This window comes from Curtobacterium sp. MCBD17_013 (assembly GCF_003234565.1).
Lineage (GTDB): Bacteria > Actinomycetota > Actinomycetes > Actinomycetales > Microbacteriaceae > Curtobacterium.
In genome coordinates this window covers 185,520-208,894 of sequence record NZ_QKTU01000003.1, presented here as the reverse complement: position 1 = coordinate 208,894, position 23,375 = coordinate 185,520, and the positions used below count along the sequence as shown (strand labels likewise).

General features: G+C 73.1%; 19 protein-coding genes. 12 read left to right on the top strand and 7 right to left on the bottom strand.

Features of this window, described 5'->3' with window-relative positions:
• Positions 1-6: 6 nt before the first annotated feature.
• From DEI81_RS05715 to DEI81_RS05700, 4 genes are read left to right on the top strand one after another with little or no spacing between them, the layout of a single operon-like run.
• Positions 7-1,251, top strand: a complete 1,245-nt coding sequence (locus tag DEI81_RS05715; protein WP_111009545.1) for an ABC transporter ATP-binding protein — start codon at positions 7-9, stop codon at positions 1,249-1,251.
• A gap of 2 nt (positions 1,252-1,253) precedes the next feature.
• On the top strand, positions 1,254-2,369 hold the full coding sequence (locus tag DEI81_RS05710; RefSeq protein WP_220035632.1) for a glycosyltransferase family 1 protein: 1,116 nt from the start codon (positions 1,254-1,256) through the stop codon (positions 2,367-2,369).
• On the top strand, positions 2,366-3,232 hold the full coding sequence (locus DEI81_RS05705; RefSeq protein WP_111009544.1) for a glycosyltransferase family 2 protein: 867 nt from the start codon (positions 2,366-2,368) through the stop codon (positions 3,230-3,232). Before DEI81_RS05710 ends, DEI81_RS05705 begins: the two co-directional genes overlap by 4 nt.
• A gap of 48 nt (positions 3,233-3,280) precedes the next feature.
• The gene (locus DEI81_RS05700; RefSeq protein WP_111009543.1) at positions 3,281-4,435 is read left to right on the top strand and encodes a glycosyltransferase family 2 protein; all 1,155 of its coding nucleotides are present in this window, start codon (positions 3,281-3,283) and stop codon (positions 4,433-4,435) included.
• Between the two features lie 93 nt (positions 4,436-4,528).
• Here the strand turns inward: DEI81_RS05700 and DEI81_RS05695 are convergent, their stop codons facing one another.
• Together DEI81_RS05695 and DEI81_RS05690 are read right to left on the bottom strand one after the other, a co-directional pair.
• Complete coding sequence (locus DEI81_RS05695; RefSeq protein ID WP_111009542.1) at positions 4,529-6,118, bottom strand: glycosyltransferase family 39 protein; 1,590 nt, start codon at positions 6,116-6,118, stop codon at positions 4,529-4,531.
• Positions 6,105-8,012 (bottom strand): glycosyltransferase, encoded by a 1,908-nt coding sequence (locus DEI81_RS05690; protein ID WP_146244023.1) that lies wholly within the window; start codon positions 8,010-8,012, stop codon positions 6,105-6,107. The genes DEI81_RS05695 and DEI81_RS05690 overlap by 14 nt, the downstream gene beginning before the upstream one ends.
• A 109-nt stretch (positions 8,013-8,121) precedes the next feature.
• Here DEI81_RS05690 and DEI81_RS05685 point away from each other — a divergent pair, with 109 nt between their 5' ends.
• The 3 genes from DEI81_RS05685 to DEI81_RS05675 are packed head-to-tail and all read left to right on the top strand — an operon-like array spanning position 8,122 to position 12,231.
• Positions 8,122-9,051 carry a glycosyltransferase family 2 protein gene (locus DEI81_RS05685; RefSeq protein ID WP_375334619.1) on the top strand — a complete coding sequence of 310 codons (930 nt, stop codon included), beginning with the start codon at positions 8,122-8,124 and terminating at the stop codon, positions 9,049-9,051.
• Complete coding sequence (locus tag DEI81_RS05680; protein WP_111009539.1) at positions 9,041-10,594, top strand: DUF2142 domain-containing protein; 1,554 nt, start codon at positions 9,041-9,043, stop codon at positions 10,592-10,594. The genes DEI81_RS05685 and DEI81_RS05680 overlap by 11 nt, the downstream gene beginning before the upstream one ends.
• Positions 10,591-12,231, top strand: a complete 1,641-nt coding sequence (locus tag DEI81_RS05675; protein WP_111009538.1) for a DUF2142 domain-containing protein — start codon at positions 10,591-10,593, stop codon at positions 12,229-12,231. The genes DEI81_RS05680 and DEI81_RS05675 overlap by 4 nt, the downstream gene beginning before the upstream one ends.
• Positions 12,232-12,308: 77 nt before the next feature.
• Here DEI81_RS05675 and rfbA read toward each other — a convergent pair whose 3' ends face one another.
• Together rfbA and DEI81_RS05665 are read right to left on the bottom strand one after the other, a co-directional pair.
• On the bottom strand, positions 12,309-13,172 hold the full coding sequence (gene rfbA, locus DEI81_RS05670; protein ID WP_111009537.1) for a glucose-1-phosphate thymidylyltransferase RfbA: 864 nt from the start codon (positions 13,170-13,172) through the stop codon (positions 12,309-12,311).
• A gap of 5 nt (positions 13,173-13,177) precedes the next feature.
• Positions 13,178-13,783, bottom strand: coding sequence for a dTDP-4-dehydrorhamnose 3,5-epimerase family protein (locus DEI81_RS05665; protein ID WP_111009536.1), 606 nt, complete (start codon positions 13,781-13,783; stop codon positions 13,178-13,180).
• A gap of 115 nt (positions 13,784-13,898) precedes the next feature.
• Here DEI81_RS05665 and DEI81_RS05660 point away from each other — a divergent pair, with 115 nt between their 5' ends.
• Genes DEI81_RS05660 through rfbD form a run of 3 tightly spaced genes read left to right on the top strand, consistent with a single transcriptional unit; the run spans position 13,899 to position 17,336 of the window.
• Entirely contained in the window at positions 13,899-15,461 is a 1,563-nt protein-coding gene (locus DEI81_RS05660) for a DUF2142 domain-containing protein (RefSeq protein ID WP_181435331.1), read from the top strand.
• Between the two features lie 40 nt (positions 15,462-15,501).
• Positions 15,502-16,488 (top strand): dTDP-glucose 4,6-dehydratase, encoded by a 987-nt coding sequence (gene rfbB / locus DEI81_RS05655; RefSeq protein ID WP_111009534.1) that lies wholly within the window; start codon positions 15,502-15,504, stop codon positions 16,486-16,488.
• Positions 16,485-17,336, top strand: a complete 852-nt coding sequence (gene rfbD / locus DEI81_RS05650) for a dTDP-4-dehydrorhamnose reductase (protein ID WP_111009533.1) — start codon at positions 16,485-16,487, stop codon at positions 17,334-17,336. The genes rfbB and rfbD overlap by 4 nt, the downstream gene beginning before the upstream one ends.
• Positions 17,337-17,372: 36 nt before the next feature.
• Here the strand turns inward: rfbD and DEI81_RS05645 are convergent, their stop codons facing one another.
• A complete protein-coding gene (locus tag DEI81_RS05645; RefSeq protein WP_220035631.1) occupies positions 17,373-18,467 on the bottom strand; it encodes a glycosyltransferase in 1,095 nt (364 codons plus the stop codon).
• A 63-nt stretch (positions 18,468-18,530) separates the two neighbouring features.
• On the opposite strand from DEI81_RS05645, the gene DEI81_RS05640 reads away from it, so the two are divergent.
• Positions 18,531-19,544, top strand: a complete 1,014-nt coding sequence (locus DEI81_RS05640) for a lysylphosphatidylglycerol synthase transmembrane domain-containing protein (RefSeq protein WP_146242879.1) — start codon at positions 18,531-18,533, stop codon at positions 19,542-19,544.
• A gap of 91 nt (positions 19,545-19,635) precedes the next feature.
• A complete protein-coding gene (locus tag DEI81_RS05635) occupies positions 19,636-20,778 on the top strand; it encodes a glycosyltransferase family 1 protein (RefSeq protein ID WP_111009531.1) in 1,143 nt (380 codons plus the stop codon).
• A 71-nt stretch (positions 20,779-20,849) separates the two neighbouring features.
• Here DEI81_RS05635 and purE read toward each other — a convergent pair whose 3' ends face one another.
• Together purE and DEI81_RS15955 are read right to left on the bottom strand one after the other, a co-directional pair.
• Positions 20,850-21,317 carry a 5-(carboxyamino)imidazole ribonucleotide mutase gene (gene purE / locus DEI81_RS05630; RefSeq protein WP_111009629.1) on the bottom strand — a complete coding sequence of 156 codons (468 nt, stop codon included), beginning with the start codon at positions 21,315-21,317 and terminating at the stop codon, positions 20,850-20,852.
• A 161-nt stretch (positions 21,318-21,478) separates the two neighbouring features.
• Entirely contained in the window at positions 21,479-23,185 is a 1,707-nt protein-coding gene (locus DEI81_RS15955) for a glycoside hydrolase family 6 protein (RefSeq protein WP_146244022.1), read from the bottom strand.
• Between the last annotated feature and the right edge of the window lie 190 nt (positions 23,186-23,375).

Below are 23,375 nucleotides of genomic sequence, written 5' to 3'. Positions count from 1 at the left end.
CATCACATGTCGATCGACAACGACCTCATCGCCCCGAGCGAGACCGAGGACGCCGTGTTCGAGGACGCCCCGACCGTCGTCAGCATCCGGAACGTCTCGAAGCGCTTCGTCATCCGGAAGGACAACTCCCTCAAGGAACGGATCGTCACGCTCGGTCGCGCCGGGCGCCGACACAGCGAGGACTTCTGGGCCCTCAAGGACGTCAACCTCGACATCCCGGCCGGGACGACGATCGGACTGCTCGGGCCGAACGGATCGGGCAAGTCGACCCTGCTCAAGGTGATCGGCGGCATCCTCGAGCCCAGCACGGGGTCGGTCGCTCGGCGCGGGCGCCTCGCTGCGCTCATCGAACTCGGTGCGGGCTTCCACCCGGACCTCACCGGCCGCGAGAACGTGTTCCTCAACGCCGCGATCCTCGGTCTCACACAAGAGGAAGCCGAGGAGAAGTTCGACGACATCCTCCGGTTCAGCGGCATCGGCGAGTTCATCGACACGCAGGTCAAGTTCTACAGCTCGGGCATGTACGTCCGGCTCGCGTTCGCCGTCGCGATCCACACCGACCCGGACGTCCTCCTCGTCGACGAGGTCCTGGCCGTGGGCGACGAGCAGTTCCAGAAGAAGTGCCTCGACAAGATCCGCGAGTTCCAGCAGCAGGGTCGGACGATCATCCTCGTCAGCCACTCCCTCGGACAGGTCCAGGAGCTCTGCGACCACGCCGTCGTCCTGCACCACGGCGAGGTCAAGTTCCAGGGGTCCGCGCGGCACGCCGTCAAGAACTTCCGCGAGATCCTCGAGGGTCGCCGCGTCGCCGAGGCCGAGGCCGCGGGCGAGGAAGCGACGCCCGGCAAGGTCGAGCGCGTCGAGATCGCCGCGCCGGGCCGCGCGCCGGGCGAGGAACTCCAGCCGGGCGACGACCTCGTCATCCGGATGACCGTGTCCCACACGTCGCCGCTGGAGGAGTGGAACTCGGGGTTCAAGATCGAGAACCAGCACGGCCACCTCGTGTACGGAACGGACAGCCGCAAGATCGGCTTCACCCACCAGCCGTTGCACGGTCGGACCATCGTGGAGTACCGGCTCCGGGACATCCAGTTCGGTGGTGGCCCGTACTTCATCCACTGCTTCCTCGCCAAGAAGACCGGGGAGCACATCGCGATCCTGCGCGAGGCGGCCCGGTTCGTCATGGCCGACGACGACCGTCACGCCGGGATGACGCGGGTGTCGACCGTCGCACGCGAGATCCCCGCCTGACGGTGGTCGACCTCCCGGTCCTCGTCGACGCGACCAGTCTCCCGCCGAACCGCGGAGGCGTGGCGCGCTACATCGTGGGCCTGTTGCGCGGCCTGGCCGAGGACGGCGTGGCGGTGGGTGTCGTCGTGAAGCCCGACGACCTGTCGTGGCTCCGATCGGTGGCGCCGTCGCACCGCTACGCGGTCGCGCCCGCCGCCGTGGCGCGTCGTCCGGTCCGACTGCTCTGGGAACAGGTCGGGCTGCCGCTCCTGGCCCTGCGGGCGCGGGCACGGGTGCTGCACTGTCCCCACTACACGTTCCCCCTCGCCGCTGGCCGCAGGTCCGTCGTCACGCTGCACGACGCGACCTTCTTCAGCGACCCCGACGCACACGGGGCCCTGAAGCGCCGGTTCTTCCGGCTGTGGACCCGACTCGCCCGCCGTCACGCGCGGGCCACGGTCACGCCGAGCGCCGCGACGGCCGCGGAGATCGCCCGCTTCCTGCCCCACACCGCGGTCCCCAACGTCGTCGCGCACCTCGGCGTCGACCCTGCGGTGTTCCACGAGCCGACCCCGGAGGCCGTGCGCTCGTTCGCGGCCGAGCACGACCTCGACCCCCGCGAGGGCTGGGTCGCGTTCCTCGGGACCGTCGAGCCCCGGAAGCAGGTCGCCGCCCTCGTCGCCGCACACGCCGAACTCCCGGACGCTCCCCCGCTCGTCGTCTCCGGCGGCCTGGGTTGGGACCCGACGGCTCGGGACCTGCTCGAACGCGCGGGGAACCAGCCCGGCGCCCGCCTCCGTCACCTCGGTTTCCTGCCCAACGACCATCTCGCCGCGTTCCTCGGCGGCGCGACCGTCGTGGCGTACCCGAGCACCGGCGAGGGCTTCGGACTCCCGGTCCTCGAGGCCATGGCGTGCGGTGCCGCCGTCCTGACGACGCGCCGTCTGGCGATCCCGGAGGTCGGAGGCGACGCCGTCGCGTACGTGGAGCCCACGGCGGACGCGATCGCCGCGGGTCTCGCGGGCCTGCTCGCCGACCCGGCGCTGCGCTCCACCCTCGCCACCGACGGCCGACAGCGTGCGCAGACCTTCACCTGGCGCGCGTGCGCTCGCGTGCACGAGGAGGTCTACGCGGCATGACGACGACCGAACGACGCACGGCCCACGTCGGGATCGTGACCGTCAGCTACAACTCCGGCCGCTACCTGACCGACTTCCTCGCCTCGACCGGTGCGTCGTGCTCCGGCCGGGTCCCGGTCGTCGTCGCGGACAACCGGTCCGACGACCTGGCCGGGCTCCGCGCGGCGACGGAGGCGAGCGGTGCCGTGTTCCTGGAACTCGGCACCAACGCCGGGTACGGCAGTGCGGTGAACCGCGCCGTGGCCGCGCTCCCCCCGGACGTCGACTGGGTGCTCGTGTCGAACCCGGACGTCGTCCTCGCGCCCGGCTCCGTCGACCGCCTCCTCGCGACCGGCTCGGAACGAGCGGACATCGGCGCCGTCGGCCCGGCGATCGTCGAACTGGACGGGACCGTCTACCCGTCGGCGCGCGCCGTCCCGTCGCTCCGGAACGGGCTCGGCCACGCGCTGTTCGCCAACGTCTGGCCCCGGAACCCGTGGACCGCCCGGTACCACAGCGACCGCGACGGCGCCCGACGACGCGACGCCGGCTGGTTGTCGGGGGCGTGCCTGCTCGTGCGCCGCAGCGCCTTCGAGCGCATCGGCGGGTTCGACGAGCGCTACTTCATGTACTTCGAGGACGTCGACCTCGGCTACCGGCTCTCCAGAGCCGGCTTCCGGAACGTGTACGAGCCGGCGGCTCGCGTCACGCACGTCGGGGCGCACTCCACCCGTGGCGTGTCCGAGCGGATGCGCCGCGCACACCACGCGAGCGCGTACCGGTTCCTCGCCTCGAAGTACCACGGGTGGTACCTGTGGCCGCTGCGCGTCGCGCTCAGGCTCGCCCTGGGTGTCCGCAGCAGGATGCACGGTTCGACCATCTGACCACGTCGGCCTCCCAGGCCGACCCGACACCTCCCCGGGACTCCACCGATGAAACTCGCAGTCACGCTCATGGTCCGCGACGAAGCGGACGTCATCCGACCGTGGTTGGACCACCACCTCGCACAGGGCGTGGACGTCTTCGTCATCACCGACAACGGATCGGTCGACGGCACCCGCGAGGCCCTCGAGGCGTTCGCGGCGTCCGGCGTCGCCGAGGTCGACCTGCGACACGACCCGGTGCACCGGAAGCAGCAGAGCGAGACCGTGACACGGATGGCCCGCGAGGCGCACACGCTGCACGGTGCCGACTGGGTCGTCAACGCGGACGCCGACGAGTTCCTGTTCGCCAAGGACCGCAGCCTGACGCTCCACGAGGTGTTCGAACGGCTCGACCCCGCGGTGAACGCGTTCGTCGTCCCCGTCGTCAACATGGTCGGTCCCCTCGCTCGGCACGGCGCCGGTCTGTCGCGGCTCCTGTGGCGCGACGAACGCTCCGCGTCCGAACTGCACGCAGCGGGCCTCATCTCGCAGCCGTCCGGGAACGCGATCCACGTCGGACACCCGGACGTCGCCGTCGTCCAGGGCAACCACCTCGTGACCATCCCCGCGGGCGAGGCCCCCGCCGAGGACCTCGCGCTCGAGGTCCTGCACTTCCCCTGGCGATCGTGGGGGCAGTACGAGCACCGCGTCGAGATCGCCGGTCGCGCGTACGAGGCGAACCCCGACCTCAACCCGAGCCCGAACCACCACGGGATGCGTGACTACCGGCGCCTCCAGGAGGGCGTCCTGCTCCACTACTACGCGCTCCGCCACGTCACCGAGGCGGAAGCCGAAGCGGGGCCGTTCACCCGGGACGACTCCCTCGTCCGCTCGTTCGCCGACCGCGGGACGCCGCTTGCCGACGGCGAGGACGAGGTCGTCCCGGAGGACGAGTTCGTCGACCTGCGCCGGGTCGGAGCCGCGTTGGCGGCGCGCGATGCCGAGGTCGACCGCCGCGAGACCGAACTTGGACGCGTCCGCGAGAACGTGCGGCTGCTCGAGTCGACGGTGCAGCACCAGCAACTCCGGATCGACGCCGTCGAGCAGCTCGCGAACCACCGGGAGGCCGAGCTCCAGCGCATGCGGGCGCGGCGCGTCGTGCGTATGGCCGACCGTGCGGGCGACGTGGCCCGGTCGGTCCGGTCGCGCATCCGCGCGCACTGACACGCGCACTGACACGCGGTCGTCCTCGCTGCGACGCGGAGGTGCCGGAGACGCCGGAGTCTCCGGCGACGCCGGAAACTCCGGACGCGACGCTCAGGCGCCGTCGGGCCGTCCGCCGTGGTCGGCGTGGACGTCGGGCTCGGAACCCGCGTCGACGCCGACTGCTGGCGGCCGCCGGAGGCGGAGCACGACGGCCGCCACCACCATGAACGCGAAGACGACGAGCGAGACGACGTAGTCGCCACGCGTGGCGGTCAGCGCGATCGCCGGGCCGACCGGGGTCACGAGCCCGACGGCGCTCGAGTAGGCCACGACGGCGCAGATCGACCACAGCACCGTCAGGACCGTGCCCGCGATGCGCCCGAGCGCGGTCAGTCCGATCGCCCCGACGATCGCGGTGACCGGGACGAGCGGGAGCGCGTAGCGCGTGTTCGGGGCGCCACCGCCCATCACGAACCGGACCTCGAGGAACACCGTCAGCACGACGACCGCGACCATCATCGCCGCGAGCCACCACCCTGCCGGGACACCCCAGAGCGGCCGCCCGACGACCCCGGCGACCTCGGCGACCTCGGCCGGCTGCCCATCGGCGGCGGCGGAGCCGTGGCGGCGTCCGCGTGCAGGCAGCGTGCGGACGAGGACGACGACACCGACGACCGCGGCGAGCACGAGCGGTGCGAGGAGCAGGACCCACGTGAGCGGGCTCGTCGTCGGCAGGCCGGCCCGGTACACGGCGAACAGCTGCTCCCAGAACCCCTTGTCGGTCACGACGGACGACGCGGTCCGGTCGTGCCGACCGAGGTGCGCCGCGGCCCAGGCCGGGTGGCTGCCGGCGACGTTGCCGGTGAGCGCGCGATTGCGGAGGTAGAACCACCCCGCCCCGAGCGCGGCGACGACACCGACGACGACGGCCGCCAGCACCCGGCGCCCCCACGCCCCGCGCGCGGTGACGGCACGGGTCGGCGCGACGAACAGGGCGACGACGAGGCCCAGGAGGAAGACGGCGAACACGAGCCGACTCAGCATGCCGCCCACGCCGACGAGCGCCGCGGCGACGACGAGCCGCGTCGTCAGGCCGGTCCGCAACGCCCGCGCCGCCAGCCCGATCGCGAGCGCGCAGAACGTGACGTTGACGAGGTCGTTGTAGATCGCGCCACCGACGAGGATGAGCATGCCGGTCGACGCGGTGGCGAGCGCGGCCACGACCGCGACGACGCGGTCCCCCGGACGCACCTGCCGCGCGGCCCACCACGTCGCGAGCACCGTCGTCCCCGCGATGAGCGCGTCCTCGAACCGGCCGGCGATCACCGCGATGTAGAGGTGGTTGCCGTCGATGAGCGGTCCGACCACGGGCGCGAGGAGCGCGTAGAACAGCGGCGGGTGCTGCGAGACCCACTGCACGGGCGGGACGGCCCCGAAGGCGGGGTGGAACTGGATCCCGCGCTCGAAGACCGGGAGGTGACCGTGCCACACCTCGTAGGCGTAGTCGAGGTGCGCGGTCTCGTCGGCCGTCGACAGCGGCCCGTTGCTCAGCGCACGGGCGACCGAGGCGAGCACGACGAACACCACGGCGGCGACCAACCCGGCGACCTCGAGCCGCGCGTCCCGCCGCGCCCGTCCCTCCCGGCGTCGCTCCCGCGTCGCACTCCGGGGTCCCTCGGCCCACGACTCAGCTGCGGACACGGAGGACCTCCTCGATCAGGACGGCGGCTCGGCGGTCGAACGAATGGTGTTCGGCGAACACCGCGGCACGCGCCGATCGGATCATCTCGTCGCCGGGTTGCGCGGCCGCGACGACGCGCCGCAGGTCGTCCGGACCGCCGGCCGTGACCACGACGCTCGGTCCTGCGACCTCGCGGATGCCCGGCACGTCGTCCGACACGACGATGGCCCCCGTGGCGGCGGCGTCGAAGAGCCGGTTCGACAGGAACCCACCGTCGGCCATGTCGGGCCAGTGGTCGTTGAGCACGACCCGAGCGCTGCGGTAGGCGTCGGGCAGGTGGTCGTTCGGGAGGAACGCCCCGCGGACCAGGGGCGCCACCGGTGTCGCGTCCCACCCGGATCCCCACACCGTCAGGTCGAGGCCGGCCGCCACCGCGTCGGCGACGACCGGCCGGACGGTGTCGCGGGTCTTGCCCACGAAGAGGACGTCGCTGGCGAGTTCGGGATCGGACGGTCCGGGTGCGAACCGCGCGGGATCGGTGGCCTGGAGCAGCGTCCGGACGGGCAGTCCCGTCCGGGCCGCCGTGGCGTCCGCCCACCGAGCGCCCGCGGCGAAGCGCAGGTCGAACCGGGCGAGCTCCGGGTCGGTGACGAGGTCGGGGTGACTGATCACCCAGAGCACGTTGACGGCGCCGGGGACGACCGGGGTGTCGTCGAGTCCACGGAGCACGAGGCTGACGTCGTCGAGGTGCTCGGAGCGCGGACGGACGTGCCGGTCCCGCGCGTCGACCACGACCTCCTGACCCGCTCGCCGCAGGGCGGCCGCGAGGTCCTGGGCGAAGAACAGGTCGCCCCAGTCGTCACCGCGGGGGCCGGCGTGGGCCGCGATCTTGAGCGACCAGCGCAGACGGACGGCGCGATCGGTCGCGTGCACGGCCCGCACGAGCCACGGCACGGGGACGCGCAGCGCGACGGGACGCCCCGCAGGACCGGCGTCGACGCGTGCGATGGCGAGACCGCGCGCGGCGAGGGTCGTCGGCGTCCAGGCGTCCGCTCGGTCGTCCCACCCGCGGACGACCGCCTCGGCGTCGGTGTCGAGGCGCCGCGGAGTCTCGCGCGCGTCCCGGTACACGCGTCCGACCGGCACGGCCCGCACGGCCCCGCCGTGCACGTCCGCAGCGGCACGTGTCCAGGCGGCGAGCGTGACCTGTGCGTCGATCGTGCGCGGCGGGATCCCGACTGCGCTCGTGTGGACGGCGAGGACGGGTTCGTCGGCGGCGAAGACCACCGTGCCCGCCTCGCCGACGTCCTCGACCGGGAACCCCTCGAGGACCGGCCACGTGGGCCACCCTGGACGGATCAACCCGGCACCCGCGCTCGCGACGAGGTCGTCGCGGGTGCGCACGACCGCCTGGACCACCGCGGTGTCCGGCGTGAGCGCGTCGAGGAGGCGTCCCCACGCCTCCGGCTCGGCGTCGAGCGCCGCGTCGACCACGAGCAGACGCGCTCCGACCACGGCCGGGAGCGCGGCGGCGACGGCGCCGCCGACCGTCGCGTGCACGCGCTCGTCGACGCCCTGCCACCCCTGCGGGACGCGCGGTACGGGATGTGCGGTGGCGGGTCCGGCGTGGACGTCGTACGTGGCCAGGAGCACCTGCGCGGCGTCGACCGAGGCTGCGGCCGCGTCGAGGGCGGCGGCGCGGTCGGTGAGCGACGTCCGGACGTCGGCGAGCACGAGGACGGTGGTCACGTCGGCGCGGAGCGCCGCATGGTCCACGCCGCGCTGGTCGATCTCCGTCGCGATGCCGAGCACGACGGGTCCGTGCCCCGCGTCGGGTGGGCTGACGTCACGACCGGCCAACAGGCGTCGAGCGACACCCGCAGCGACGCGAGCTGGTCCCCGGGTCAGCGCCATGCGTCCGAGGGTAGTGCCCGCGCGCCGCCGACACCGTTCCGCTCACGACCTCCGCTAGGATCGACAGCGCTGTCCAGAGCCCGAGGTGTTCCGAATTTTGAAACTGTTCGTGCAGATCCCCGCCCTCAACGAAGAGGCCACGATCGCGTCCGTGATCGATTCGATCCCCCGCGAGATCCCCGGCATCGACGAGGTCGAGCTGCTCGTGATCGACGACGGCTGCTCCGATCGCACCGTCGAGGTCGCGCGCGAACACGGCGTCAAGCACTTCGTGCACCACACGACGAACATGGGTCTCGCGCGGTCCTTCCGGGACGGCGTCGACTACGCGCTCCTGCACGGCGCCGACATCGTCGTGAACACCGACGGCGACAACCAGTACCCGCAGGCCATGATCACCGAGCTGGTGCAGCCCATCCTCCGGCGCGAGGCCGACATCGTCATCGGTGACCGGCAGACCCGCACCATCGAGCACTTCTCGGCCTTCAAGAAGAGCATGCAGCAGTTCGGCAGCTGGGTCGCCAGCCGCGCGGCCGGCCTCGACCTGCCCGACGCCGCGAGCGGCTTCCGCGCGTACTCCAAGTACTCGCTCATCCGGCTGAACATCGTGACGCGCTTCAGCTACTGCATGGAGACCATCGTCCAGGCGGGGTACAAGCGCCTCGCGATCGCCAGCGTGCCGATCACCACGAACCCGAAGACCCGCGAGTCCCGCCTCTTCAGCAACATCTGGCAGCACATGTTCCAGTCGGGGTCCGCGATCGCCCGGGTCTACCTGATGTACCGACCCATGGCCCTGTTCGCCTGGATCAGCGTGCTGCTCGCCGTGTGCGGGCTCATCCCGTTCGTCCGGTACCTCGTCCTGCTGGCGGTGGACGGCGGGGGCAACCACCTGCAGTCGCTCATCCTCGGCGTCGTCCTCGTCATCACGGCCCTGCTCTCGATCGTGATCGGCGTGGTCGCCGACCTGACACGCCTGAACCGGACGTTGCAAGAGGAGACACTCGACCTCCAGAAGCTCGCCCGGTATGGCGATTGACGCCCCTCCGATCACCCGTCGCGAGCGCATCGCCGTCGTCGCGCTGACGGTCGCGTTCGGGCTGGTACTCGCGCTGTGGGCGGTCCTGACCCCGCTGTTCCACACGCCGGACGAGGCCGCGCACGTGGACGCCGTGGTGCACGTGGCGCGCGGCGACGGCTGGGCGGCACCCGGGCACCTCCGCTACGAGGGCGCGACGGTCCAGGCGCAGGCGCTCGTGGGACACGTCCCGACCGACCAGGGCCCGACGTGGGGCGCGCTGGAACGCCGGTACACGCACGAGACCGGCGTGAACCAGATGACGCAGCACCCGCCGACGTACTACGTGCTCGCGGCCGGTGTCCTGCACCTCGTGCACTACGAGCACCTCCGGTACGACCTCGTCGTGCTCACCCTGCGGCTGTTCGACGCCCTCCTCGTGCTCGCACTCCCCCTGCTGGCGTGGGCGACGACCCGACGGCTGACGGGCTCACCCGCCGCGGCGCTCGTCGGCGGGGCAGCCGTCCTCGCGGTGCCACAGGTCGCACAGATCGGTGCCTCCGCGAGCAACGACCCGCTCGTCATGCTCGCCGGTGCGCTCGTCACGTGGCTCGGGGTCCGGGTCGTGACGGGCGACGTCCGACGCCGCACGCTCCTGGCGCTGTCGGTCGCGCTCGGACTCACGGTCGCGTCGAAGGCGACGGGTCTGCCCGCGATTCCGTTCGTCGCCGTCGCCGCGTTCTGGTCCGGTGTCGGTGTCCTCCGTCCCGCGGTGCGCGCGCTCCGGGCGCTCGTCGCGCTCGCCGTCGCCGGGGTGCTCGGCGGCTGGTGGTGGCTCCACAACATCGTCGTGTACCACGCGCTCCAGCCGAACGGACTCATCGCCCTCCGTCCGGACGAGCCCTGGACCGGCGGGGCGACGCCGAACCTCGGCCAGTTCTTCAACAGCGAGTGGACGGGCCTCGGACCGACGTTCTGGGGTGACTTCGGACGCGCTCAGTTCCCGATGACCCCGGTGCTGACGGACCTGCTCACGATCGTCGGGATCGGCGGGATCGTCGTGTGGGGGTTCCGGCGCGGCCCCGCGCTCCGCTCGGTGATCGCGCTCGCGGTGTTCCCCGCGTTCCTCGTCGCGACCCAGCTGCTCAACAACTGGCAGAGCTACGACCGCACGCAGTTCATCGGCGGCGTGCAGGGCCGGTACTTCTTCCCGGGCATCGTGGCCCTGGTGGCGTTGAGCGCGCTCGCGTGGCGACGCGCCGTCCTGACGCCCGCAGGTCGCGCCCGGTTCGGCCGGGTGGCCCTGGTGACGGCCGTGCTCGTGGCCGCGTACGGCGTCACCGTCGGGTACCGCGGCTTCTGGGAGAAGAACCAGTTCCTCGTCACGCAGGACGGCCTCCACCGGCTCGCGAGCGTGAGTCCCGTCGGCGGCGCCGGCGTGACGGTCCTCACCGTGCTCCTCGGCGTCGCCCTCGTCGCGGCGGCCGTCACCACGTGGTGGGCGATCCCCGCAGCCGCGGCGGCGCGGACGCGCGCGGCGCGGAGCGAGGAGGTCCCGGTATGACCGCCGCCGAGCGCCTCCAGGCCACCGCGGTGGTCGTGCCCCGCCCCCGGGTGACCCGGCGCGAGGTCGTGGTGGTCGCGGTGGTCACGCTGGCGTTCGCGCTCCTGCTCGTCGTGTGGGCGCTCGTCACCCCGATGTTCCAGGCCCCGGACGAGGCCGCCCACGTCGACGCCGTGCTGCACCTCGCGCTCGGCGGCCACTGGGACGCCCCCGGGCAGCTGCACTACCTCAACGCGACACGTGCCGCGGTCGACTCCGCCGCGTCGACCCCGCCCCTCCAGCGGCCCACCGTCGGTGCCCTCCTCGCGGCGCACCCTGGCGAATCGGTGCTCGTGGACCAGATGTCGCAGCACCCGCCCACCTACTACCTGGCCGCGGCGGTCGTCCTCCGGATCCTCCACCTCCACGACCTCCGGTGGGACGTCGCCGTCGTCGTGCTCCGCCTGGTCGACGCCCTCCTCGTCGCGCCGCTGCCGGTCCTGGTCTGGGCGACGGTCCGGCGGCTCACGCGGACGCCGCGACTGGCAGCGGTCGCGCCGTTCGCGCTGTTCGCGGTGCCCCAGCTCGCGCAGATCGGATCCTCCGTCACGAACGAGGCCCCCGTGTTCCTCCTGGGCGGCCTGCTGACGTGGTTCGGCGTCCGGATCCTCACCGGTGACCGGCGCTGGTGGACGACACTCGCGCTCGGGCTGACGTTCGCCGTGCTGGCGTCGGTGAAGGCCACGGGCCTCCCGGCGGTCCTGTTCGTCGCCGTCGTCGTGCTCGCCGCACGCGCCCTCCCCTGGCGGGCACGGCTGGCCCGCGCCGGGGTGGCGCTCGCGATCGGCGTGGTGCTCGGCTCCTGGTGGTGGGTGCACTGCCTCGTCGCCTTCCACACCCCGCTGCCGAACGGTCTCGCCGGTCTCACCCCGGTCACGCCGTGGCCGCCCGGCTCGACGCGGAACCCGGGGCTGTTCGTCGACCAGCAGTGGGACGGACTGACGCGCTCGTTCTGGGGCGAGTTCGGCGGCTTCCAGTTCCCGATGACCCCGATCCTCACCGACCTCCTGTCGCTCGTGGCGCTGCTCGCGATCGCGTGGTCGTTCACCCGCCGTTTCCCGCAGCGCGGTGCCGTCGTCGCACTCGGCGCGCTGCCTGCGTCCGTGCTCCTCGCCGTCGTCGCGTACGACTGGCGGTCCTACGGTGGCCTGCACCAGATCGGCGGCACCCAGGGGCGGTTCCTGTTCGTCGCACTCGTCGCGGCGATCGCGATGAGTGCGGTCGCCTGGTCCGCGCTCGTGGTCCGGCCGGTGCTCCGTCGCCGGGCCGCCCGGGTCCTCGTCGTCGCGGCCCCGGCCGTCGGTGCGTACGGCTTGAGCGTCGCCTACCGCGGCGAGTACGAGCAGACGAACCTCGGGATCACGCGTCCCGGGCTCGCGCACCTCGCGTACACGACGCCGCTCGGGTCGCACACCCTCGCCGTGGTCGGCGTCCTCATGGCGGTCGCGGTGGTCGTCGCGGTGGTGCTCGCGTGGCGCTGGTGCGGGCTCGGGTCCGGTCCGGACACGACCGGCCGGGAGGCCCCGCCCACCCCGGTCCCGTCGGTCACCGCCACGGTCCCCGCGACCGCGACCGACCGCCTCCCGGACGTCGACTGACGGAGCGCGGGACGCGACGACGCCCCGGCTCCTGGCGGAGGTCCGGGGCGTCGGGGTGCCGCGCGACGGGACGCGCGTCAGGCGTCGAGGAGGCGCTGCAGGTACACGCCGTACCCGCTCTTCGCGAGCGGTGCGGCGAGCGCGGCGAGCGCGGCGTCGTCGATCCAACCGTTCCGCCAGGCGATCTCCTCGATGCAGCCGATCTTGTGGCCCTGCCGGTCCTCGATCACGCGCACGTACTCCGACGCCTGCATCATCGACTCGAAGGTGCCGGTGTCGAGCCATGCGGTGCCGCGGTCGAGCACCTGGACGTTGAGCGCACCGGCCTCGAGGTACCGCTCGTTGACCGTCGAGATCTCGAGCTCACCGCGGGCACTCGGCTCGATCGTCTTGGCGATCTCGACGACGCGGTGGTCGTAGAAGTACAGCCCCGGCACGGCGTAGTTCGACTTCGGCTCGGCGGGCTTCTCCTCGATCGAGATCGCGCGGAAGGCGTCGTCGAACTCGACCACGCCGTAGGCCTTGGGGTCGGAGACGTGGTACGCGAAGATCGTCGCGCCGTCGATGTGTGTGTTCTTGCGGAGGTTCGTGCCGAGGCCGACTCCGTGGAAGATGTTGTCGCCGAGGACGAGCGCGACGCTGTCGTCCCCGATGAAGTCCTCGCCGATGACGAACGCCTGCGCGAGGCCGTCGGGCGAGGGCTGGACCGCGTACTCGATCGTCATGCCGAGCGCGGAGCCGTCGCCCAGGAGCGCACGGAACTGGTCGTTGTACTCCGGCGTCGTGATCACGAGGACCTCGCGGATCCCGGCCATCATGAGCGTCGACAGCGGGTAGTAGACCATCGGCTTGTCGTAGATCGGCATGAGCTGCTTCGAGATGCCCTTGGTGATGGGCCACAGCCGCGTGCCGGAACCGCCGGCGAGGATGATGCCCTTCATCGCGATCAGGCCCCCTTCAGCGAGTCGTAGAACGACCGGGCGTCCGCCCACTGCGGCAGCAGCCCCTGTGCCTCGGCCTCGGCGAGCGTCGGCGCCTCGGTGTCCTTCGGGGACAGCAGCAGCTCGCCCGCCTCCTCCGGGAACGCGAGCCCGATGGCCGGGTCGACCGGGCTGATGCCGTGCTCGCGCGTGGGCTGGTAGACGTCCGTGACGAGGTAGGACACCGTGGCGCCCTCCGTCAGTGCGACGAAGCAGTGCCCGAGCCCCTCGGACAGGAAGATCGCCCGACGGTCCTCGTCATCGAGGAGCACCGAGTCCCACTCGCCGTACGTCGGCGAGCCGACCCGGATGTCGATGACGAAGTCGAGGACCGCGCCGTGCGTCGCCGTCACGTACTTGGCCTGGCTCGGCGGGATGTCCGCGAAGTGGATGCCGCGGACGGTGCCGCGCTTCGACACGGACGTGTTCGCCTGCTTGAGGTCGATCGAACGGCCGGTGGCCTCGGCCAGGCGGTCGAAGCGGTACCACTCGAGGAACACGCCACGGTCGTCCCCGAACTGCTTCGGCGTGATCTCGTAGCTGTCGGGGATCTTCAGTTCGCGGATCTGCACCCCGAGAGCGTAGCAAGGCACCGGTTCGCGCCCTCGCCCGGGAGCGGCGCGGCGCGGGTCGGCGGGTGGGCGGGGCGGTAGCCCATCGGTAAGCTCGCCGACGATGGAGGTCCGGATGCCAGTCACCCGCACGGAGCGCTGGACGATCGGCTCGATCACCGCGGCGTTCACCCTCCTGCTCGTCGTCTGGGCGCTCCTCACGCCGCTCTTCCAGGCGCCCGACGAACTGCCGCACACCGGTGCCGTCGTGGCGATCGCCACGGGTGAGGGCTGGCCGGTGCCGGGCGCACTGCGGGTGTCGAACGCGCTCCTCGCGGCCCGCGCCGAGGTCGCGACGACCGCGCCGGCCGACCGGGGCACCTGGGCCGAACTCGTCCGTGCCGCCCCCGGTGCGAGCGCCGGGGCGGACCAGATGACCCAGCATCCACCGACCGCCTACGCCCTGGCGGCCGTCGTGCTCCGCGTGGTCGGGTTCGAGGACCTGCGGTGGGACCACGTGATCGTCGTCCTCCGCCTCCTCGACGTCGCACTCGTCGCGCCCCTGCCCATGCTCGTCTGGGCTGCCGGCCGTCGCCTCACGCGGTCCCGGCGGTTCGGCGTCGTCGCGGCTGCGGCCCTGGCGGCCGTGCCGCAACTGGCCCAGATCGGTTCCTCGGTCACGAACGACGCGCTCGTGATCCTGCTCGGCGCGGTCGTGACCTGGCTGGCGGTCCGAGTGGCCACCGGCGATCTCCGGTGGCGCACCACGGTCGCACTCGGCGCCGCCCTCGGCGTCCTGGTGGCCACGAAGGCGACCGGGTTCCCCGCCGTCCCGCTCGTCGGCCTCGCCTTCGTCGTGGCCACCACGGCTCGTCTCCGCGTACGGCTGGGACGTGCGGCGGTGGCCCTCGCGATCGGCGCCGCGCTCGGGGGCTGGTGGTGGGTCCGCAACGTCGTGCGCTACGGCACCGTCCAGCCGAACGGGCTCGCCGGCACCTGGACGGCGTCGCCGTGGGCCCCGGGCCAGCAGCGCGACCCGGGGTTCTTCCTGTCGAGCGAGTGGTCCGCGCTCACGACGTCGTTCTGGGGTCGGTTCGGACTCCTCTCGTACCCGATCGACCCCGTCGTGGTGGTGGCGTTGACCGTCGTCGGGCTCGTCGCCGTGGTCGCCGCGGTCGTGCTCCGCTCGCGGTGGCGGGGACCCGTGCTCGCGCTCGTGACGTTCCCGGTGGTGTCCCTGCTCCTCCTCCTGGCGAACAACTGGCAGTCGTACGGTCGGCTGCACCGGATCACCGGGGCGCAGGGGCGGTACTTCTTCGTGGCGCTCGCCGCGCTCCTGCTCGTCGCCGCCGTCGGCGGACTCCGTCTGCTCCCGGCGCGCTGGTGGCCCGTCGCCGGTCGGGTCGTCGCGGTCGGGGCGCCCGTCATGGCGGTCTACGGACTGTCCGTCGCCTACCGCGGCTTCGACGAGGGCGCGGCGCTCCGTGTCACCCGCGCCGGCCTCGCCCACCTCGCCGCGACCACCCCGCTCGGTGCGCCGGTCCTGCTCGCGGCCGTGTGCCTCCTGGCCGTCGCCGGGAGCGCGACGGTCGTCGCGGTGTGGCGATCGGCCGGCCGCGGGAGCGACGTCGGAACGACCCCCGTCGGCGCGGGACCGGACCGCCCGTCGCTCCGACGAGCCCCCGCGGCGTCCCGCTAGAATCCTCGGCGACCCTCCGCCAGACCGTTAGGAACAGTCCGTGAAGATCCTCGTCACCGGTGGAGCCGGGTTCATCGGCTCCAACTTCGTCCGACGCACGCTCGAGGACGCCTACCCGGGCCTCGAGGGCGCCGAGGTCGTCGTCTACGACGCGCTGACCTACTCCGGCAACGAGCAGAACCTCGCCCCGGTCGCCGACTCCCCGCGCTACACCTTCGTGCACGGCGACATCACCGACGCGGCCAAGCTCGACGAGGTCGTCCCCGGCATCGACGCGATCGTGCACTTCGCCGCCGAGTCGCACGTGGACCGTTCCGTGCGGGACTCCGGCGTCTTCGTCGAGACGAACGTCGTCGGCACCCAGCGCCTCCTCGACGCGGCCCTGCGGCACCGCACCCAGCGCTTCGTGCACGTCTCCACCGACGAGGTCTACGGCTCGATCGCCGAGGGGTCGTGGACCGAGGACCGGCCGCTCGAGCCCAACTCCCCGTACTCCGCGTCGAAGGCCGGCAGCGACCTGCTCGCGCGCAGCTACCACCGCACCCACGGGCTCGACCTGTCGATCACACGGTGCTCGAACAACTACGGCCCGTACCACTTCCCCGAGAAGGTCATCCCGCTGTTCGTCACGAACCTCATCGACGACCAGCACGTCCCGCTGTACGGCGAGGGCAACAACATCCGCGACTGGCTGCACGTCGACGACCACACGCGCGGCATCGCCATGGTCCTGACCCGGGGTCGCGCGGGCGAGATCTACAACATCGGCGGCGGCACGGAGCTCACGAACAAGGAGCTGACCCAGCTGCTGCTCGACGCCACGGGCAAGGACTGGTCGTACGTCGACCGCGTGGCCGACCGGCTCGGGCACGACCTCCGCTACTCCGTCGACATCTCGAAGATCCAGGCCGAGCTCGGCTACGAGCCCCTCGTGCCGTTCGAGCAGGGCCTCGCCGACGTCGTGCAGTGGTACCGCGACAACCGCGCGTGGTGGGAGCCGCTCAAGGAGCGTGCGGCGCTCGCATGACCCGGTACCTCATCACCGGCGCCGGCGGCATGCTCGGCCAGGACATCCAGCAGGCGCTCCTCGGGCGGGCGGTGACCGCGCTGACGCGTGCCGAACTCGACATCAGCGACGGCAGCGCCGTCGGTGCCGCGGTCGAGGGCCACGACGTCGTCATCAACGCGGCGGCGTACACGAAGGTCGACGACGCCGAGACCGACGAGGCCACGGCGCGGCGCGTCAACGCCCAGGGCGCCGAGATGCTCGCCCGGGCCGCGGTCCAGTCCGGCGCCCGGCTCGTCCACGTGTCGACGGACTACGTGTTCGACGGCACGGCGACGACGCCCTACGCCGAGGACACGCCGACCCACCCGGTGAGCGCCTACGGTCGCACGAAGGCCGAGGGCGAGGCGTTCGTCCGCTCCGTCGCCCCGCACTCGTCGTACATCGTCCGGGGCGCGTGGCTCTACGGCGCCGGCGGCCCGAACTTCGCCAAGACGATGCTCCGGCTCGCAGCGTCACACGACACGGTGAGCGTCGTCACCGACCAGGTCGGCCAGCCCACGTGGACGGGCGACCTCGCACGGCAGATCGTCGCGCTCCTCGACGCCGACGCTCCCGCCGGGGTCTACCACGGCACGAACAGCGGACAAGCCTCGTGGTTCGAGTTCACCAAGGCGATCTTCGCCGAGGCCGGCCTCGACCCGGAGCGCGTGCTCCCGACGGACAGCAGTGCGTTCGTCCGTCCGGCACCGCGTCCGGCCTACAGCGTGCTCGGGCACGACGGCTGGGCGGCGGCCGGGATCGCGCCGATGCGCGACTGGCGGGACGCCCTGCACGCCGCCGCGGCAGCGGGGGTCCTGACCGCCTGAGGGGCCGAAGCGCGTGGCCGCACGCGCCGGCCACGGTCAGCGCCGGGCGAGCCGCTCCTCGAGCGGGGCGACCACCGCGGCCGGTCGGAACCCGGCGGCACGGCTCCGGGCGGCCCTCCGGAGCGCCGCCAACCGATCACGGTCCTCGGCGAGTTCGCGCAGCGCGGCCCCGAGCGCGGCCGCGTCCCCCGGCGGCACGAACAGCGCGTCCTCCCCGAGCATCCGCCGCTGCGGGACGGTGTCGCTCGTCACGATCGCGGTGCCCGCCGCGGCGCACTGGTACACCTTGTTCGGCACCACCCGGAGCGCCTTGTCGGTCGTCCCGAACACGCCGAGACCGACGTGGTGCGCGGCGACCACGGACGGCAGGTCGGCGGCCTCCACCCACGGCGTCCAGATGACGTCGGGTCGGTCGCCGACGGCCGCGCGCGTGGCGTCGAGGTCCTGACCGGCCCCGATCATGGAGACCTCGACGAGCCCCTCGGGGAGGCCCGCGAGCGCGTGCCCGATCACCGCGGCCCCTTGGAGGGGCGTGAACAGTCCGAAGAACACGACGCGGACGGGTCCGTCCCCGGGCTCGGGCGCGGGCTCGACCGCGGACCACTCCGCGGGCGCGCCGACGGGCACGACGACCGCCTTCGACCGCAGCGCGGCCGGCACGAGGTCCCGGTGTTCCTCGGTGTCGAGGACGATGACGTCGGCGATGGTGAGGGCGGCGCGGTCGAGCCACCGGAGGGCGCGCTGGACGACGCCACCGCCGACGCCGCGGTCGGCCGCCGTGTCCGCGGCGAAGATCAGGTGGTCGAGCACGATGGTGGTCCAGGGGAACAGCGCTCGCGCCAACCAGACGTCGAAGTGCCCCATGTACCCGACGAGCAGTGCGTCGGGACGACCGGCGGCCCGGACCCGCAGTGCCCGGACGGCGAGCCGGCTCCACGACGACAGCAGCCGCACGGCCATCCGGACCGCCCCGGTCCGCGACCCGAGCATGGCCACGCGGTCCCGGGTGCTCAGGCCGAGCGGCACGTTCGCCTCGACGACCCGGTGGCCCCGGGCACGGAGGCCCTCGACGAGGACCGTGACGCGCGGGTGGTTCGCCGCCTGGTACGTCCCGAATGCGAGAATGCGCACGTGGCCTCGTGTCCTCCCTGCCCGGGCCGATGCGTCATCGGCCGCGAACTACCCTAGGTGATCATGACCACGAGCCCCGAGACGCCGCCCGCCCCGCGACGCAGCCGCCGGACCGTCATCCGCGTCGTCGCCCTCGTGCTCGCACTGGCGCTGTGCGTGGCGTTCCTCGTGCCGCGCGCGGACGACATCGCCGCCGCCTTCGCGCGGCAGCGTCCGGCGCCGCTCGCGCTCGCACTCCTGCTCGGGTTCGCCGCGACGTGGGTGACGTTCCTGTCCTGGCGGAGCCTCCTGGCCGGCGCGGGGCACCGCCTCCCGCTCGGTGCCGCGCAGCGCGTGTTCTTCCTGTCACAGATCGGCAAGTACATCCCGGGCTCGGTGTGGCCGATCGTCGCGCAGGCGGACCTCGGCCGCGAGCACAAGGTGCCCGCGGCCAAGAGCGTCGCCGTCGGCATGCTGACCCTGCTCGTCAGTTGCGGTGCCGGCGTCTGCGTGGCGGCCGTCACGATCCCGTTCGTCGCCCCCGGCGCCTTCCGGACCTACTGGTTCGTGCTCCTGCTCGTGCCCATCGTCGTCGCCGCACTCCACCCGTCCGTGCTCGGCTTCGGCATGCGCCTGGCCTCACGGGTGACGCGTCGGGAGCTCGGTCAGCTCACGATCCCCTACCCGACCCTGGCCCGCGCGTTCGGGTGGGCGGCGCTCGCCTGGGGGCTGTTCGGCACGCACATCGCCCTCGTCCTGTCGCCGCTCGCGCACCTCCGCCCCGGCGTGTTCCTGCTCGTGATCGGCGGCTACGCGCTCGCGTGGCTCGTCGGCTTCGTCGTGTTCTTCCTGCCGGCCGGGCTCGGCGGGCGGGAGGCCACGCTCACCGCGCTGCTCGTGGCGGGCGTGCCGCTCGCCAGCGGGACCGCGGTGAGCGTCGCGGTGATGTCCCGGGTGCTGCTCACGGTCGTCGACGTCGTGTTCGCGGCCGTGTTCGTGCTGAACCGGCGGCACCGTCCCGTGCCGCCCGTCGCGGTCCCGACCGAGCGGGACGACCTCGGCGCGCTCGGCTCTCGCGGAACTCCAGGGCAGCACTGATAGGTTCGTGCGGCCTGCCGGGGACGTCCGCGGGCCGAGCGAGACCGGGTCCGACGCGTCGTCGGCGAACTCCAGGAGACCGAACAGCCCCATGACCACCCTCCGCGTGATCGTCGACCAGATCGTGGCCCCGGTGCCGGGCGGGATCGGGCGGTACGCCGAGGAACTGACGCGGGAACTCATCGCCACCGCACCGGCGGGCTGCGACGTCGAGGGCATCGTGTCGGCCGTCGACGCCGGGGACCTGGCGCACATCCGGACGCTCCTGCCGGGCCTGGCGGACCTCGAGCGCCTGTCGCTGCCCCGCCGCGAGCTCTCGCTCGCCTGGCAGGGCGGGTTCGCCCACGGCGCCAGCCGCGGGATGGTGCACGCGCCGAGCGTGCTCGCCCCGTTGGTCAAGCACGACCGTGGTCTGGAGCCGGGCCGGCAGACGGTCGTCACGGTGCACGACGTCGTGCCGTGGACCCACCCCGAGACCCTGACGCCCCGCGGTGTCCACTTCCACAAGGCGATGGTGAAGCGCGCGTACAAGTACGCGGACGCCGTCGTGGTGCCCACGCACGCGGTCGCGGCCGAGCTCAACGAGATCCACCGGTTCGAGGACCGCCTCCGCGTGATCGGTGGAGCGCCGAGCGGGCGACTCCGGGTCCCGGTCGACGCCGACGTGCGGGCCGAGCGCCTGGGCCTCCCGGAACGGTACGTGCTCGCGGTGGGGACGCTCGAACCGCGCAAGGGCCTCGGGCACCTCATCGCGGCGATGGCGCGCCCCGATGCTCCCGCCGACCTCCCGCTCGTCATCAGCGGTCCGGACGGCTGGGGCGACGTCGACGTGGCCGGCACGGCCGCCGCCGCGGGCCTCGCCCCGGACCGCGTCAAGGTCCTCGGACGGATCGAGGACGCCGACCTCGCGGTCGTCTACGCCCGCGCGTCGGTGTTCGTGTTCCCGAGCCTGGCCGAGGGCTTCGGCCTGCCCGTGATCGAGGCGATGAGCCTCGGCACGCCGGTCATCCACTCGGACGCGCCGGCCGTGCGCGAGGTCGCCGCGGACGCCGCGGTCGTGGTCGACACGAACCCCATCGAGACGTACCCGGAACGGCTCGCCCACGCGATCTTCCAGGTCGTCGGCGACCAGGCGCTCGCCGCGCAGCTCCGGGTCGCCGGTCCCGACCGCGCGCGCATGTTCGATTGGCGCGACTCGGCCGCCGAGGTCTGGCACCTGCACGCCGACCTCTGAGCGGCACGCGCGGGAGGCCCGTCACCGGCCTCGCCGCGTCGCCCGGGACGCCGTGGTCGGCCCGGCACCCCTCAGAGCTGCGCGCGGAGCGCTGCCGCCTTCTGCTCGACGAGGTCCTCGAGTCCCGCGGCGTAGTCGGCCAGACGCGCCGAGACGGCGGCGTCGGCGGAGCCGATGATGCGGGCCGCGAGGAGCCCCGCGTTGGCCGCGCCGTTGATCGAGACGGTCGCCACGGGTACTCCCGCGGGCATCTGCACGATCGACAGCAGTGAGTCGAGGCCGTCGAGCCGCGCGAGCTGCACGGGGACGCCGATGACGGGCAGCGTCGTCACGGCGGCGAGCATGCCGGGGAGGTGCGCCGCACCACCCGCGCCGGCGATGACGACCTGGATGCCGCGACCGGCGGCCTCCCGACCGAACCGCATCATCTTGTCGGGCGTGCGGTGGGCGGAGACGACGTCCGCCTCGAACGGGATGCCGAGCTCGGTCAGGATCTCGGCGGCCGCGCGCATCGTCGGCCAGTCCGAGTCGGATCCCATGACGATCGCGACGAGCGGGGACGACGGTGCGGTGGTGTCGGTCACGGGTCGATGTTACCGGCGCGGGACGGGCCACCGGCCGCGATCCGTCCGTCCGTTCGTCCGTCCGTCCGCGCGTCGAGATGGCCGCGCCGGCACACCGGCCACCGCGGTCGGTGGGCCTACCGGCTCGTGTTCGGCACCGTGACGGTCTTGCACCCGAGACTCGTGTCGGCGCCACCGCCGACGCTCACCGCCGTCAGGCAGACCCTCCGCGACCCGGCCGCCGCGGGGACGAGTGCGGTGAAGCCGTGGGACGCCCCCGCGCCGTACACCCGCGCGACGTCCTTCCGCGTCGTGTCGGCCGTGAACGTGGTCGTCGTCGACCCGATGGCGGCCCGGACGGTGAGGGCGGTCCCGGTCTGGTCGCCGTCGAACGCCCATCCGGCCACCCGGATGCCACCGGCCGCGCCGGTCGCCGAGTCGAAGGATCCCTTCGGGCTGACGGACGGGACGGTCACGGTCCTGCATCCGAGGCTGCTGTCGCCGCCGCCCGCGACCCCGGCCGCGCTCGCGCAGACCGCGTGCTTCCCGCTCGTCGCCGGGACGGTGGCGGAGAACCCGTGCGCGGCCGTGACGCCGTAGGCGCGCGCGACGTCGGGCCGGGTGACGTTCGCGGTGATCGTGGTCGCCGCGCCGTCGACGGTGATCCGGACGGACAGGGGCGTTCGGGTCGCGTCGGGATCGAAGGCCCATCCCTGGACGGTGACACCGGCCGTGACCGCGGTGGCGCGGTCGAACGACCCCTTCGGGGCGGATCCCGCGGGCGCGGTCGTGCCGCCGTTGCCGGAGCTCGCGCTCACGGTGCCGTTCGGGTCCAGCACGGCGTTCGCGACGAGGGCCCGGGCGTAGCTCGGGTACCACTCCCCTGCGGCGGGCGCACCGCCACAGGAACCGTCGCTCGCGCCGGGGGTCTTCACCCACAGGAGGGCGTCGAGCGCCGTGCCGTCGTCGACGACGCGCGGGGCCGCGCCGAGTCCGGCTCCGGGCCCGTTGCACCAGGTGCCCCGCCAGCCCTGCCCGTTGCGTGACGTGTCGATGACGTAGTGGGCGCCGCCCGTCGCCGCGGAGACCTGCTGGTCGTAGGCCTGCTCCTGCGCGGTCGGGTAGTAGTTCGCGACGTTGCTGAAGAAGCCGCGCGCATCGGCGACACCCGCGGAACGGAGGCGCTGCGCCATGGTGGCCGGGGGGACCCAGTTCGAGTTCCCCCCGTCGAGGTACGCCGGGACCCCCGCGGCGGTGAAGGCGCTGACCTCGTGCGACAGGAGCGCGTACCGGCTCGTCGCCTCGTCGGGGCAGCTGCTCAGCATCGCGAGGGAGTCCGGCTCGACCATCACGGCCGCTCGCTTCCCCCGCAGAGTCGATGCGATGAGGTCCACCCACCGCGTGTACTGCGTCGCGGTCATGCCGCCGGACGAGTAGCCGCCGCAGTCGCGGTTCGGGATCGCGTAGGTGACGTAGACGGGCGTCGCGCCCGCCCCGGCCGCCGCGGCCTCCGTCGAGGTGAGGAGGTCGACGAGCTGCGCGTTCGAGTACCACTCGCCCAGCCAGATCGCGACCGGGTACTGCGCGATGGCGCGGGCGGCCGCGGCCCCGCTGCTATCGCCCGCCGCCGCGAGGCTGCTGGCCGCCTGGGCCGCCTGGCTCGTGGGCTCGCGGTACGGTCCGCCGGCGAAGACGCCGCTCGACGCGGCGCTGTGGACCGTGGCGGCGGTGAGGGGTCTGCCCGACGCGGCGGACGCCGCGGACACGGGCACGACGGCGATCGAGACGACCGCGGCGGCGGCCGCGACGATCCCGGCGGTCGTGGCGCAGAGAGAGCGGAGCATGGACGTTCCTGACGGCGTGGTGGGCGCGGTCGTGCGTCGGGGACGCACGGGGTGGAACGTGCGTCGGGAGCACACGTGACTGGCTGTTGTCCATGACAACAGCAGTGGTCACCCCTGTGCACCGCCCAGTCCGGGGGATCCCCCATCGGGGGACGGCGCCGGTCGGGAGGGACGGCGCCGGGCCGTCGCG

Coding starts and splice junctions, on each gene's coding strand:
- DEI81_RS05635 (WP_111009531.1), top strand. CDS start 19,636: ATGACCACCCTCCGCGTGATCGTCGACCAGATCGTGGCCCCGGTGCCG.
- DEI81_RS05640 (WP_146242879.1), top strand. CDS start 18,531: ATGACCACGAGCCCCGAGACGCCGCCCGCCCCGCGACGCAGCCGCCGG.
- DEI81_RS05705 (WP_111009544.1), top strand. CDS start 2,366: ATGACGACGACCGAACGACGCACGGCCCACGTCGGGATCGTGACCGTC.
- rfbD (WP_111009533.1), top strand. CDS start 16,485: ATGACCCGGTACCTCATCACCGGCGCCGGCGGCATGCTCGGCCAGGAC.
- DEI81_RS05700 (WP_111009543.1), top strand. CDS start 3,281: ATGAAACTCGCAGTCACGCTCATGGTCCGCGACGAAGCGGACGTCATC.
- rfbA (WP_111009537.1), bottom strand. CDS start 13,172: ATGAAGGGCATCATCCTCGCCGGCGGTTCCGGCACGCGGCTGTGGCCC.
- DEI81_RS05715 (WP_111009545.1), top strand. CDS start 7: ATGTCGATCGACAACGACCTCATCGCCCCGAGCGAGACCGAGGACGCC.
- DEI81_RS05680 (WP_111009539.1), top strand. CDS start 9,041: ATGGCGATTGACGCCCCTCCGATCACCCGTCGCGAGCGCATCGCCGTC.
- DEI81_RS05690 (WP_146244023.1), bottom strand. CDS start 8,012: ATGGCGCTGACCCGGGGACCAGCTCGCGTCGCTGCGGGTGTCGCTCGA.
- DEI81_RS15955 (WP_146244022.1), bottom strand. CDS start 23,185: ATGCTCCGCTCTCTCTGCGCCACGACCGCCGGGATCGTCGCGGCCGCC.
- purE (WP_111009629.1), bottom strand. CDS start 21,317: ATGGGATCCGACTCGGACTGGCCGACGATGCGCGCGGCCGCCGAGATC.
- DEI81_RS05660 (WP_181435331.1), top strand. CDS start 13,899: ATGCCAGTCACCCGCACGGAGCGCTGGACGATCGGCTCGATCACCGCG.
- DEI81_RS05675 (WP_111009538.1), top strand. CDS start 10,591: ATGACCGCCGCCGAGCGCCTCCAGGCCACCGCGGTGGTCGTGCCCCGC.